The following is a 12874-nucleotide window of genomic DNA, read 5'->3' on the forward strand; positions in this document are numbered from 1 at the left end:
ATGAGGGGCGGAGCGGGGTCAGTCGGAGTTCTGACCGGCGGTGTTACCCGCCGTGCTACCGGCGGTGGTGCCCACCGTGGAGCCGGCCGTGGTGCCCTGGCTGGTCCCCTTGGTGGCGCCGCCGTCCTGCCCCGCGGTCGTACCAGCGCTCTGCCCGGCCGTCGACCCGGCCGACGTGCCCTCCGTGCTGCCGCCGTCCGAGGTGCTGGGCGGCGGGGAGCTGGGCGGGGCGGAGCTCGGCGGAGGGGAGCTGGGCGTGTCCGAGTCGTCCGGCTGCGACGGGTAGGGGTCGACCGGCTGGGTCGACGGGTAGTCGCTGGTCGAGCCGTCGTCGCCGGTGCCCGTGCTGGGCGTGTCCGAGTCGCTGGGCGTCTGCGAGGGCTGGGTGCTGTCGCTCGGCTGCGGGGACTGCGACGTGGTGGCGGGCGGACGCTTGGCGTCGTTCGCCTGGCCGAAGTGGACGGCGAAGAAGACACCCAGACCGATCGCGACGATCGCGGCGACCACGAGCAGCATGGTGTTGCGGGCCCGGTGGCCGCTGCCGCCGCGCCCGTTGCCGCCCGGCCCGGAACCGTAACCGTCATAGCCGTCGTACCCGCCGTCGCCCTCCCTGCCGGGCGGGCCCATCAGCAGCGGCGGGGCGAGGGCAGCGGTCTGCCCGGCCTGCGGGTGCGGCATCACGGTGGTGGCCGCGGTCCCGCCGACCGGGGTGGACTCCGCGCCGTGGTTCACGTAGCCGGTGTCCCAGGCGTCGGTCCAGCCGCCCTGCTCCTGGAGCATGCGCAGGGCGTACTGGACGAGGCCGTGCATCTCTTCGGCGCTCTGGAAGCGGTCGTCCGGGTTCTTGGCGAGAGCGCGCAGCACCATGCCGTCCAGCTCCGGCGGAACCCGGTCGCTGACCTGCGAGGGGATCTTGGGGTCGTCCTGGACGTGCTGGTAGACCACCGACAGCGGCGTCTCGCCGGTGAACGGCGGCCGCAGCGTGAGGAGTTCGTAGAGCAGACAGCCCGTCGCGTACAGGTCGCTGCGGTGGTCGACGGCCTTGCCGAGGGCCTGCTCGGGGGAGAGGTACTGCGGCGTGCCCATGACCATGCCGGTCTGCGTCATCGTGGTGGACGCGCCGTGCAGGGCGCGGGCGATGCCGAAGTCCATCACCTTGACCGCGCCCTGGTTGGTGATGATGACGTTGGCGGGCTTGATGTCGCGGTGCACGATGCCGTGCTGGTGGCTGTAGGCGAGCGCCTCCAGCACACCGGAGACGATGATCAACGCCTGGTCGACCGGCGGCGACTCCTCCGCGATCAGCAGGTCGCGGATGGTGCGGCCCTCGCACAGCTCCATGACGATGTACGGAACGACGTTGGGGCCGATCCGGTCCTCGCCGGAGTCGTAGACGGCGACCACGGCGTGGTGGTTGAGGCCCGCGACCGACTGCGCCTCACGCGTGAAGCGGGCCTTGGAGACCGGGTCCTCCGCGAGGTCGCTGCGCAGCAGCTTGACGGCCACCGTGCGCCCGAGGCGGACGTCCTCGGCCGCGAAGACCTCGGCCATGCCGCCCCGGCCAAGGCGCCGGGTGAGCCGGTAACGGCCGTCGCCGATCAGACCGTTCGCGCCCCACAGCTCCGGTGTGTCGTAGGTCTGGGCCTCGGGGGCCGAGGCCTTCTCGGGGTCACCGGAGGCCTGCGTGTGGTCCATCAGTCCTCGCCGTCGCTCATCGCCTCGTACCGGACGGGTCCGTACGCGCCTCGTTGCCGTACGTTGTACGTTGCCGGTTACGCTCCGCGGTACGTGCCTCGTACAGGTGCCGTCACAGTGCTACGAGGGTGAACGCTACCGTCTTCGCGGCCCGCGGTGGGAAGCCGAGGACCGGACGAAACCTCCCATAGCCGCTGTGACCAGCGCATTCCTCCGCCGGGGGTGACCAATACCGGCCTGCTCACAGATCGGAAACGGTTTCCTGGGCATCCGGTGACGGATCGGTCAAGCAACTTGACGCATAACCGCTCTCCGGCAGACTGGCCAGGGTCAAGGATGGCATCGGTGTCTTGTGCGCGTGCGGCTTCCCGTGCGCCAAGGGGGAAGCGGTTACATGAGCGGGGACGCAACTGGCGACTTCTCCGGCAACACGGTGGGACACGGCCGCTACCAGCTGCGCAGTCTGCTCGGCGAAGGCGGCATGGCCTCCGTCCACCTCGGATACGACACGGTGCTGGAACGACCGGTCGCGGTCAAGACCCTGCACAGCGAACTCGGCCGAGAAGCGTCGTTCCGCGAGCGCTTCCGCCGCGAGGCCCAGTCGGTCGCCAAGCTGAACCACACCAACATCGTCTCGGTCTTCGACTCCGGCGAGGACGAGATCGACGGCCGCTCGGTGCCGTACATCGTCATGGAGCTGGTCGACGGCAAGCCGCTGCGCACCGTGCTCGACGAGGACGTGGCCACGCACGGCGCCATGCCGACCGAGAAGGCGCTGAAGATCACCGGCGACGTGCTGGCGGCGCTCGCGGTCAGCCACGAGATGGGCCTGGTCCACCGCGACATCAAGCCGGGCAACGTCATGCTGACCAAGCGCGGCGTGGTCAAGGTGATGGACTTCGGCATCGCGCGCGCCCTCCAGTCGGGCGTGACCTCGATGACGCAGACCGGCATGGTCGTCGGCACGCCGCAGTACCTCTCCCCCGAACAGGCCCTCGGGCGCGGCGTGGACGCCCGCTCCGACCTGTACTCGGTGGGCTGCATGCTCTTCGAACTCCTCACCGGGCGGTTGCCGTTCGACGGCGACTCGCCGCTGTCGGTGGCCTACCAGCACGTGCAGGAGGAGCCGCCGACCCCCTCCTCGATCAACCGCTCGCTGCCCCCGGCCGTGGACGCGCTGGTCGCCCGCGCGCTGCGGAAGAACCCGGCCGAGCGCTTCCCCAGCGCCGAGGCCATGCAGGACGAGTGCGAACGGGTCACCTCGGCCGCCAAGGGCACCGCGACCCCGCTGGTCATCGGCGAGGGCCCGAAGGTCCACCACGGCACCGCGGGCACCCCGCACCCGGACTCCTTCGCGGTCTTCCCCAACGCGACCGGCGACCCGCACACCCCGGCGCCCGGCCCGCTCCAGTCGCCCTACCAGCCGCAGCCGACGCCCGCACCGCAGGCCGGCTACGGCCCGCCGACGCCGCCGCCGAACACCGTGCCCCAGCAGTACGCGCACGGCGGCTACCAGGCGCATTCCCCCGCCCCGGCGCCCGCTCCCGCGTACAGCACCCGGCCGCCCGCGCCCCGCAAGTCCGGGGGCAACTGGAAGCCGCTGCTGATCTTCGGCGGCGTCGCCGTGGTGATCGCGATCGCGCTGCTCGCCGTCATCGGCTCGCTGGGCGGCAAGAAGACGCCCGACGCCGACCCGACCACCTCGACGGTGGCCTCGACCGGCGGAACCCCCGACGGCCAGGGCGTCGTCCAGGGCGACCCGAGCCGCACGGTCGACCAGTCGGAGTGCACCAACGCCTCCGACGGCTTCGGCAGCTCCAGCACCCAGGTCGACATGCCGGACCTGACGTTCAAGTACATCGACTCCGTCAAGTCCTGTCTGCAGGCGGCGGGTTGGAAGTACAACGTCAAGTACGAGGACGAGCAGGTGTGGGGCAAGGGCACGGTCATCACGACCAACCCGACGAAGTACTCGCAGTTCAACCCGAAGAAGCAGACCATCACGCTGTGGGTCTCGACGGGCAGGAGCAGCGACTGAGTCCGCGGCTGAGCCACGCCACGTTCGAACGCGGGGGCGCCCTGAACGTGTTGCGTTCGAACGCGGGGCGCCTGGACGCACGAAAGGGCCCGCCACGCCTGACGCGTGGCGGGCCCTTTCGTGCGCGCGAGCCTGTGGCGGGCCTGTCGTCCGCGAGCCTGTGGCAGGCCTGTCGTGCGCGCGCCTTCGGAAGTACGGGCGGCCGCGGCCGGATCAGAGGTACGGGCGCCCGCGGGCCGGATCAGAGGTACGGGCCGGAGCGGGTGGCGCCGGGGTGGCCGCCGCCCTCGCCCTCCTCGAAACCGCCCACCCCGGGCGGCAACGCGCGCCGCATCTGCTCCAACTGCGCCCGCGCCGCCATCTGCTGGGCGAACAGCGCCGTCTGGATGCCGTGGAACAGCCCCTCCAGCCAGCCGACCAACTGCGCCTGAGCGATGCGCAGTTCGGCTTCGGTCGGCACGCTGTCGTCGGTGAACGGCAACGACAGCCGCTCCAACTCCTCGACCAGTTCGGGCGCGAGGCCCTCCTCGAGCTCCTTCACCGAGCTGTGGTGGATCTCCTTGAGCCGGACCCGGCTGGCCTCGTCCAGAGGTGCCGCCCGCACTTCCTCCAGAAGCTGCTTGATCATGCTGCCGATGCGCATGACCTTCGCGGGCTGCTCGACCATCTCCGTCACCGGCGTCTCCCGGGACTCCCCGTCCTCGCCGTCGCGGCTGACGCCGCCGAGGGCCATCCCGTCCGGACCGACGACCAGGACGTGCGGGCTTTCCTGCTGCGACCGTTCGTTCATCGGCATATCCATGCCGCCATTCTCTCGCACACATGACTCACCATGGGTGTGCCCCGGCGCACGCGTGATCCACCCTCGCGACGCGCACGAAACCACGCGTGAGCACGCGGGACCGTGCGTACGTCCCTCCAGGGCCGGGAGCTCCTCAGCGGCGGCGCAGCCGCAGGGCGATCACGCCCAGCCCCAGGCCCAGCAAAGCCAGGCCGGTGCCCAACGGAAGCACCCTGAGCACGTGCGCGGGCCGCGGTTCAGCGATCTGCCGCCCCTGGGGAGCGGCGGTCGGCGCCGTGGACGCCTTGGAGGCGGCGGGGGCGCCGGAGGCGGGGGCTCGCGGCGGCCGGGCGGCTGTGCCCGGCGGGGGCGCGGTGGGTCGTGCGGGGGGTCGTGCGGGGACGGCCGGAGGCGCGGCGGGCGGCTGCGCGGCGGCTGACGGAGGCGTGGCGGCGGTAGGGGGTGCGGCGGGCAGGGCGGTCGGCGGATCGGTCGCATCCGGGCCACCCAGCGCGGGCTGTACGGCGTCCAGGTCCGGCCCCAGCTCGGCGGTGTCATCGTCCCGCCCGGGATGCGGCCGCCCCTGCCCGGCCCGGCTTCCGGCGAGCGCGGCGGGGGCAGGGGTTGTGACGGGGCGGGGGGTGGCGCCTGCGGCCGCGGGGCGGAGGGCGGCGGTCGCGGGGCGGAGGGCGGCGCCGGTCGCGGGGCGGAGTGCGGCGCCGGTCGCGGGGCGGAGTGCGGCGTGGGCTGCCTCGGCGCTGAAGGCTGCGTGGGCTGCCGCGGTGCCGGGTCTGGCGTAGGCGCCCGGCGTGAGCAGCAGTACCGCCCCCACCGCACACGCGGCCGACCCGCCCGCCAGCCAGGTCCGGACCTGCGACGTCACAGCCACCACCTCCCGCTCGCCCACCCGAGACCCCCGTCACGCAGTGACTCAAGCGTCACACGCAGCGACGGGGACGGCATCCGGAGACGATGGTGTTCCGGGGGGAGGGGGCGGCATCGGGTGGGGCGCGGGCGCCGGGCCCGGGTGCCTCGGCTCCAGGGGGATGTGCGGGCGGCGGGCCCTGGCGCCTCGGCTCAGGTGCGAGGTCCGAGGTGCGAGACGCGGGTGCCGGGCCCGCCGTCTCGGCCTCGCCGGGAGTACGGGCGCCGGGCCCGCCGCCTCAGCCTCGCCTGGGAGTACGGGTGCCGGCGCGACCGCCGCGCCTCAGGCGATCAGCAGAACCTTCCCCACGTGTCCCCCTTCCTCCAGCACCTGGTGCCCCTGGGCCGCGTCCGCCATCGGGAGTACGCGGTCGATGACCGGGCGGACCTGGCCGTTCTCCAGCAGGGGCCAGACGTGTTCGCGTACGGCGGCGATGATGGCCGCCTTCTCGCCGAGGGGGCGGCCACGCAGCGAGGTGGCCGTGACCGCGGCACGCTTGGCCAGCATCTTGCCCAGGTCGAGTTCGCCCTTGGTGCCGCCCTGGAGCCCGATGACGGCGAGGCGGCCGTTGACGGCGAGGGCGTCGACGTTGCGGCCCAGGTACTTCGCGCCCATGTTGTCGAGGATGACGTCCGCCTTGGCGCCGTCCGTCGCCTGCTTCAGCTCGGCCACGAAGTCCTGCTCGTGGTAGTTGATGAGGATGTCCGCGCCCAGTTCGCGGCATCGCTCCAGCTTCTGCGCGCTGCCCGCGGTCACCGCGACGCGCGCGCCGACCGCCTTGGCGAGCTGGATGGCCATGGTGCCGATACCGCTCGCGCCACCGTGCACCAACAGCGTCTCACCCGGCCGCAGATGGGCCACCATGAACACGTTCGACCAGACCGTCGCGGTGACTTCGGGCAGCGCCGCGGCGTGCACCAACTCGATTCCCTTGGGCACGGGGAGGAGTTGGCCGTACGGGACGGCCACCTTCTGCGCGTAGCCGCCACCCGCGAGGAGCGCGCAGACCTCGTCGCCGACCGCCCAGCCGGTGACGCCGGGGCCGACCTCCGCGATCCGGCCGGAGCACTCCATGCCCGGGTAGACGGACGCGCCGGGCGGCGGGTCGTAGAAGCCCTGACGTTGCAGCAGGTCGGCGCGGTTGATGGCACTGGCCACCACCTCGACGACCACCTCGCCCTCGCCGGGCACGGGGTCGGGGACCTCGGTCCACACCAGGGCTTCGGGGCCGCCGGGTTCCGGAATCGTGATCGCGTACATGCGGCGAGGCTACTCCGCGCCGAGCCCCGGATCCGGGTTGTCCACAGGGGGAACGAGGGGCTGGAGAAAGTTGTCCACAGGCCCGGGGAGGGCGCTGGCGCGGGGCCACGGGACCCCTCACACTGGTGCCGTCGGCGGGGAAGGTCAGAGGGCTCCCGTCGCGATCGGCAGGATCTCGACCTGCGTGTGGCGCGTCGCCGCCGAGTCCCCCGGCGGTACGACGGCCATGGCGTCCGCGCAGGCGATCCCGCGGAGCATGGCCGGGCCGCCGAACCGCAGCGGCCGCGCGAAGGCGGTGCCCCGTTCCCCCTCCTTCTCGGAGAAGTCGTGGACGTCGGGGAGGTCATGGAGGTCGTGGAGGGAGACGGGGACCAGCCGGGTGTCGGTGGCGTGCGCGCGCACGTCCTCGGCGAGCCGGGCATGCCGCGGCGCAGGCTGCGGGCGTCCGGCGAGCGTCCTGGCCAGTGGCGCGACGAGGGTCAGCAGTCCGCAGACCGCGGCCAGCGGGTTGCCGGGCAGCCCGACCAGCGGCCGTCCGCTGGGCAGCCGGGCCAGCAGCATGGGGTGCCCCGGCCGCACGGCCACGCCGTCGACCAGCAACTCGGCGTCGAGGTCGTCCAGCACCGGCCGCACGAAGTCGACCGGCCCGGCCGCCGTCCCGCCGGTGGTCACGATCAGGTCGGCGGTGCTCCCGCCCACGGCCTGCCGCAGCGTGTCCGCGTCGTCCTCCAGGCGTCGCACCTCGCCGGGTTCGACGCCCAGCGCACGCAGCCACGGCGGCAGCAGCGGTCCCAGCGCGTCCCGCACGCGCCCGTCACGCGGCGGCCCCGCGTCCAGCAACTCGTCGCCCAGGACGAACACGTCGGCGCGCGGTCCGGGCACGACGGTCAGTTCGTCGCGGCCCGCGGCGGCGGCCAGTCCGAGGGCGGCCGGTCCCACCAGGGTGCCGGCGGCGAGGAGTTCGTCGCCGACACGGCACTCCTGCCCGCGCGGCCGGATGTCCTGCCCCGGCGCGGGACCGGCCGGGTCCGTGGCGTGCGCGGTCAGTACGTGCAGCCATGCGGTGGGCTGCCCGGAGCGGTGTTCGACGTGGCCGCCCTCCCGCCTGAGCACGGCGGTCGCCCCGGGCGGCAGCGCGGCACCGGTGGCGATGCGGGTGGCCCAGCCCTCGGCCAGCGGTTCCGCAGACCGCTGGCCTGCGAGGAGCTGGCCGGACAGCCGCCAGGGGCCGGGACCGGCCACCGCCCAGCCGTCCATCGCGGAGGTGTCGAAGGGCGGCAGGTCGCCGGCGGCGGTGAGCGGCGCCGCGAGCACCTGGCCGATGGCCGCACGCAGCGGCAGGGTGATCGGCGTCAGCCGCCGCCCGGCGCCCTGGGCGACGCGCCGGGCGTCCGGCCAGGGCAGGCCGCCGTGCGGGTGGTACGGCGGCTCGGCGGGGGAACCGGGGCGGCGCGCGGGGGGCCCGGGGGTGTGTTCGCCGCGCGGGGCGTGCGCGCCGGTCTCGCGCGGACCGGCCGTCGTGGGGTGGGCGCGGGCGGTCACGGGGCCGGGTCGCCGCCGTCCTTCTCGGGCGGCGCGACCTCGGCGGCCCACCGCTGGGCCAGCGCGGCGGCACGCCGCGCGGCGTCGGCGACCGCGTCCGGGCCGCCGCCCGCGCTCGCGGCCGCGTAGCCGACCAGGAACGTGGTCAGCGGGGCTGCCGGGCGCGCGACGCCGTGCGCCGCGTCGCGGGCGAGGTCGAGGAGGGCGGCGACGTCCACATCGAGGTCGATGCCGAGTTCGGCCTTGGCCGTGGCGATCCATTCGTCGAGCACGCGTCCATGCTCCCTGATCCGTGACCGGGCCGCTGCCAGGGCCTCCCAGGTGTCGCAGTCGAACGACGCGTCACCGCCGGGGTCGGGCAGCCGGACCAGGTCGAGTTCGCCGGTGAGCAGGCGCAGCGGCAGGCCGCCGAGCCCGCCGTGTTCCGCGGCGAGCAGCGCGGTCTCGCGCCGCAGCGCGTCCGCGCGGTAGGCGGCGACCAGCGGGTTGTCGCGCCCCGAGGGGTCCACGAGGACGGCGCCGTCGGTCCGGTCGCCTCCGTCGCGTACCGCCTCCAGCAGCGCGGTCACGGTCGCCGGGGTCACGAACGGCAGGTCCGCCGCGAGCACCAGCACGTACGGCGCGGTGGCGTGCCGGACTCCGGCCGCGAGCGCGGGCACCGGGCCGCCGCCCGGCGGATCCTCGCGGGTCCACGTCACCGGGCGGGCGGTCGGGCGGCGCGGGCCCACGACGACGGTGGTGGCCGCCCGGGCGCAGGCGTCCAGCACCCGGTCGAGCAGGGTGGCGCCGCCGACCTGCAAGGCGGGCTTGTCCGCGCCGCCGACCCGCCGTCCGGCGCCGCCCGCGAGCACGACGGCGTCGTACGGAACGGCGGCGGGGGCACCGCTCGGCGTTCCGTCCGGCCCGCGCCCTCGCGCACCGTCAAGCGTCATGAGCCATCACGCCTCCCGTGGTCGTCCCCATGGCGTGCAGTATCTCCGCCGGACGCGATCCATGACGGGGGAGGCCGTCACACCCCGCGCAGCAGCACCGCCGGATGCTCCACGCAGTCGGCGACGTACCGCAGGAAGCCGCCCGCCGCGCCGCCGTCGCACACCCGGTGGTCGAAGGTGAACGACAGCTGCACGACGTGGCGCACCGCCAACTCCCCTTCGTGCACCCACGGCTTGGGGCATATCCGGCCGACGCCGAGCATCGCGGCCTCGGGGTGGTTGACGATCGGTGTGGAGCCGTCGACACCGAACACGCCGTAGTTGTTGAGGGTGAAGGTGCCGCCGGTCAGGTCGGCCGGGGCGAGAGTGCCCGCGCGAGCCGCCTCGGTGAGCCGGGTGATCTCGGCGCCGAGTTCCTCGGTGGTGCGGGTGTGCGCATCGCGGATCACCGGCACCACGAGTCCGCGGTCGGTCTGCGCGGCGAACCCGAGGTGCACGGCCGGCAGGCGCACGATCTCGGCGCGTTCGGTGTCCACCGTGGCGTTCAGCTCGGGGAAGCGGGCGAGGGCGGCCACCGCGATGCGGGCCAGCAGCGCCAGCAGCGGCACCTTGGAGCCACCGGCGGCGTTCATCGCGGCGCGTGCGGCGAGCAGTTCGGTGGCGTCGGCGTCGACCCAGGTCGTGGCGTCGGGGATCTCCCTGCGGCTGCGCGACAGCTTCTCGGCGACCACACCGCGCAGGCCGCGCAGCGGGATCCGGGTCTCCTCCGGAGCGTTGGCGACTCGGCGCGAACCGGCTTGCGCGGCAGGCGCGTCGGCCTGCGCCACGGTGACCGGGGCCGGGGCGGCGGAGTCGGCTATCGCCCGTTCCACGTCGGCCCGCAGGATCAGGCCGTCCTTGCCGCTGCCGCGCAACGCGCGCAGGTCCACGCCGTGTTCCCGGGCCAGCCGCCGCACCAGAGGCGAGACGACCGCGACCGGCCCGGCGGGCGCGGGGACGGCCGGAACGGGCGCGGCGGGAGTGACGGCGGCGGGCTTCGGCGGCGTCGCGCCGGACCGGTCACCGCCCGAACCGTTGGCCAGCGGTGTCGTCGGCCGCACCCTGCGGCGGCGCGGCGCGCTGCCCGAAGTGCCGTACCCCACCAGCACGTTGCCGGAGCCGGAGTCGGCGCTCTGGTCGCCGGACGGGGCGCGTTCCGGTTCCGCGGCGGCGTCGGGACCGCCCACCGCGACGGTTACCAGCGGACGGCCGACCGGGACCTCGTCGCCCGGCTCGCCGAAGCGCGCGGTGACCACACCGCCGTACGGGCACGGCACCTCGACCATCGCCTTGGCGGTCTCGACCTCGACCACCGGCTGGTCGACGGCGACCACGTCACCGACCTCGACCAGCCACCGGACGATCTCCGCCTCGGTCAGGCCCTCGCCGAGGTCGGGAAGCGTGAACTCCTTGACCGCAGCCATCAGTTCCCCTCCCACTGCAACCGGGCGACGGCGTCCAGCACCCGGTCGACACCGGGCAGGTGGTGGCGCTCCAGCATCGGCGGCGGGTACGGGATGTCGAACCCGGCCACCCGCAGCACCGGGGCCTCCAGGTGGTGGAAGCAGCGTTCGCTGACCCGGGCCGCTATCTCCGCGCCGGTGCCGCAGAAGCCCGCCGACTCGTGCACGACGATCGCCCGGCCGGTCCTGCGCACCGAGGCGCACACCGTCTCGTCGTCGAACGGCATCAGGCTGCGCAGGTCCACCACTTCGAGGTCCCAGCCCTCCTGGCGCGCCGCCTCGGCGGCCTCCAGGCAGACCGGCACCGAGGGCCCGTAGGTGATGAGCGTCGCCGAGGTGCCGGCCCGGCGCACCACCGCGCGGCCCAGCGGCGGCACGGTCTCCGGCGCGTCCGCCGACCAGTCGGCCTTGCCCCAGTACAGCCGCTTGGGTTCGAGGAAGACCACCGGGTCGTCGGAGGCGATGGCGGCGCGCAGCAGCCCGTAGGCGTCGGCGACCGTCGCGGGCGTGACGACGTGCAGGCCGGGGGTGTGCAGGTAGTACGCCTCGGAGGAGTCGCTGTGGTGCTCCACACCGCCGATGCCGCCGCCGTACGGGACGCGGATGGTGATCGGCATCGGCAGGGCGCCCCGGGTGCGGTTGCGCATCCGGGAGACGTGACTGATCAGCTGCTCCATCGCGGGGTAGGCGAAGGCGTCGAACTGCATCTCCACGACCGGCCGCAGTCCGTACATCGCCATGCCGACCGCCGTGCCGAGGATGCCGGCCTCGGCGAGCGGGGTGTCCGTGACGCGCTCGGGGCCGAACTCGGCGGCCAGCCCGTCGGTGACGCGGAAGACGCCGCCGAGGGTGCCGACGTCCTCGCCCATCACGTGGACGTCCCGGTCCTCCGCGAGCGCGTCGCGCATCGCCTGGCGCAGCGCCTGGGCCATGGTGGCCGGCTTGCGCGTGGCGGGCGCCGGCGCGGGGGCGGTGGCGGTGCCCATCACTCCTCCTCGGCGTCGAGTTCGGCTCGCAGCTGCGCGGCCTGTTCGCGCAGCTGGGAGGTCTTCTCGGCGTAGACGTGGTCGAACAGCTCCATCGGGTCGAGCACCGGCTCGGCGTTCATCTCTTCGCGCAGCCGGGCCGCCATCTCCTCGGCGGCGGCCTCGACGGCGCGTATGCCGGCGTCGTCGATCAGGCCGCGCTCGCGAAGTTCGCGTTCCAGCAGCGCTACCGGGTCGTGCGCCCGCCACGGTTCGACCTCGGCGTCGTCCCGGTAGCGGGTGGCGTCGTCGGCGTTGGTGTGCGCGTCGACGCGGTAGGTGAGCGCCTCCACGAGCGTCGGTCCGCCACCGGCCCTGGCGTGCTCCACCGCCTCGCACAGCACCTGGTGCACGGCGGGCGCGTCATTGCCGTCGACTAGGCGGCCGGGCATGCCGTAGCCGACCGCCTTGTGGGCGAGCGACGGCGCCGCGGTCTGCTTGTCCAGGGGGACGGAGATGGCGAAGCCGTTGTTCTGCACGAGGAAGACCACCGGCGCCTTCCACACGGCCGCGAAGTTGAGCGCCTCGTGGAAGTCGCCCTCGCTGGTGCCGCCGTCGCCCACGAGGGCGAGCGCGACGGTGTCGTCACCGCGCAGCCGGGCGGCGTGTGCCAGGCCCACGGCGTGCGGCAGCTGGGTGGCCAGCGGGGTCGACAGCGGCGCAACCTTCGTCGCGCGCGGGTCGTAGCCGCTGTGCCAGTCGCCGCGCAGCAGGGTCAGCGCCTCGGCCGGGTCGACGCCGCGGGCGACGACCGCGAGGGTGTCGCGATAGCTGGGGAAGAGCCAGTCCTGCGGGCGCAGCGCCAGCGCGGCGGCGACCTCGCAGGCCTCCTGGCCGGTGGTGGACGGGTAGACCGCGAGCCTGCCCTGCTGAGTGAGGGCGGTGGCCTGGCGGTTGTAGCGGCGGCCGCGTACCAGCTGGCCGTACAGCTCGCGCAGCAGCTGCGGGTCCAGGTCGGCGACGGCGGGCGTGCCCAGCAGGCGGTACGGCTCGCGGTCGGGGAGCAGCGGGCCGGGGTCGACGCGGGGCCGCCAGTCGGGGGGCGGCGTGTGGCCCGGGCGGGTGCCGTCCGGCCGCGCGGCGGCGGGACGGCCCTGGCCGGACGACGGGCGCTCGGCGGAACGGGCGCGTTTCCCCGTGCCGGAGGCCAGGGAGGATCGGGCCATTGCGCACC

General features: G+C 74.3%; 10 protein-coding genes. 1 reads left to right on the plus strand and 9 read right to left on the minus strand.

Annotated features, from left to right (window positions below; genetic code table 11):
• Window positions 1-18: 18 nt before the first annotated feature.
• Window positions 19-1695 carry a protein kinase domain-containing protein gene (locus K7472_RS24995; RefSeq protein ID WP_222980808.1) on the minus strand — a complete coding sequence of 559 codons (1677 nt, stop codon included), beginning with the start codon at window positions 1693-1695 and terminating at the stop codon, window positions 19-21.
• Window positions 1696-2089: 394 nt separating this feature from the next.
• On the opposite strand from K7472_RS24995, the gene K7472_RS25000 reads away from it, so the two are divergent.
• On the plus strand, window positions 2090-3733 hold the full coding sequence (locus K7472_RS25000) for a protein kinase domain-containing protein (RefSeq protein WP_222980809.1): 1644 nt from the start codon (window positions 2090-2092) through the stop codon (window positions 3731-3733).
• A gap of 241 nt (window positions 3734-3974) precedes the next feature.
• Here K7472_RS25000 and K7472_RS25005 read toward each other — a convergent pair whose 3' ends face one another.
• The 8 genes from K7472_RS25005 to pdhA form a co-directional block, all read right to left on the minus strand.
• Window positions 3975-4535, minus strand: a complete 561-nt coding sequence (locus tag K7472_RS25005) for a bacterial proteasome activator family protein (protein WP_222980810.1) — start codon at window positions 4533-4535, stop codon at window positions 3975-3977.
• A gap of 133 nt (window positions 4536-4668) precedes the next feature.
• On the minus strand, window positions 4669-5397 hold the full coding sequence (locus K7472_RS25010) for a hypothetical protein (RefSeq protein ID WP_222980811.1): 729 nt from the start codon (window positions 5395-5397) through the stop codon (window positions 4669-4671).
• Window positions 5398-5721: 324 nt separating this feature from the next.
• A complete protein-coding gene (locus K7472_RS25015; protein ID WP_222980812.1) occupies window positions 5722-6699 on the minus strand; it encodes an NAD(P)H-quinone oxidoreductase in 978 nt (325 codons plus the stop codon).
• 144 nt (window positions 6700-6843) lie between these two features.
• Window positions 6844-8241, minus strand: a complete 1398-nt coding sequence (locus tag K7472_RS25020) for a molybdopterin molybdotransferase MoeA (protein ID WP_308014076.1) — start codon at window positions 8239-8241, stop codon at window positions 6844-6846.
• A complete protein-coding gene (locus K7472_RS25025) occupies window positions 8238-9173 on the minus strand; it encodes an NTP transferase domain-containing protein (protein ID WP_222980814.1) in 936 nt (311 codons plus the stop codon). Before K7472_RS25025 ends, K7472_RS25020 begins: the two co-directional genes overlap by 4 nt.
• A gap of 77 nt (window positions 9174-9250) precedes the next feature.
• Entirely contained in the window at window positions 9251-10636 is a 1386-nt protein-coding gene (locus K7472_RS25030; RefSeq protein ID WP_222980815.1) for a dihydrolipoamide acetyltransferase family protein, read from the minus strand.
• The gene (locus K7472_RS25035) at window positions 10636-11661 is read right to left on the minus strand and encodes an alpha-ketoacid dehydrogenase subunit beta (RefSeq protein WP_222980816.1); all 1026 of its coding nucleotides are present in this window, start codon (window positions 11659-11661) and stop codon (window positions 10636-10638) included. The genes K7472_RS25030 and K7472_RS25035 overlap by 1 nt, the downstream gene beginning before the upstream one ends.
• The gene (gene pdhA, locus K7472_RS25040) at window positions 11661-12866 is read right to left on the minus strand and encodes a pyruvate dehydrogenase (acetyl-transferring) E1 component subunit alpha (RefSeq protein ID WP_222980817.1); all 1206 of its coding nucleotides are present in this window, start codon (window positions 12864-12866) and stop codon (window positions 11661-11663) included. Before pdhA ends, K7472_RS25035 begins: the two co-directional genes overlap by 1 nt.
• Window positions 12867-12874: the final 8 nt, after the last annotated feature.

The sequence above is a fragment of the Streptantibioticus parmotrematis genome (assembly GCF_019890615.1).
GTDB classification, from domain to species: Bacteria; Actinomycetota; Actinomycetes; order Streptomycetales; family Streptomycetaceae; genus Streptantibioticus_D; species Streptantibioticus_D parmotrematis.

Coding starts and splice junctions, on each gene's coding strand:
- K7472_RS25005 (WP_222980810.1), bottom strand. CDS start 4,535: ATGGATATGCCGATGAACGAACGGTCGCAGCAGGAAAGCCCGCACGTC.
- K7472_RS25015 (WP_222980812.1), bottom strand. CDS start 6,699: ATGTACGCGATCACGATTCCGGAACCCGGCGGCCCCGAAGCCCTGGTG.
- K7472_RS25025 (WP_222980814.1), bottom strand. CDS start 9,173: ATGACGCTTGACGGTGCGCGAGGGCGCGGGCCGGACGGAACGCCGAGC.
- K7472_RS25030 (WP_222980815.1), bottom strand. CDS start 10,636: ATGGCTGCGGTCAAGGAGTTCACGCTTCCCGACCTCGGCGAGGGCCTG.
- pdhA (WP_222980817.1), bottom strand. CDS start 12,866: ATGGCCCGATCCTCCCTGGCCTCCGGCACGGGGAAACGCGCCCGTTCC.
- K7472_RS25035 (WP_222980816.1), bottom strand. CDS start 11,661: ATGGGCACCGCCACCGCCCCCGCGCCGGCGCCCGCCACGCGCAAGCCG.
- K7472_RS24995 (WP_222980808.1), bottom strand. CDS start 1,695: ATGGACCACACGCAGGCCTCCGGTGACCCCGAGAAGGCCTCGGCCCCC.
- K7472_RS25000 (WP_222980809.1), top strand. CDS start 2,090: ATGAGCGGGGACGCAACTGGCGACTTCTCCGGCAACACGGTGGGACAC.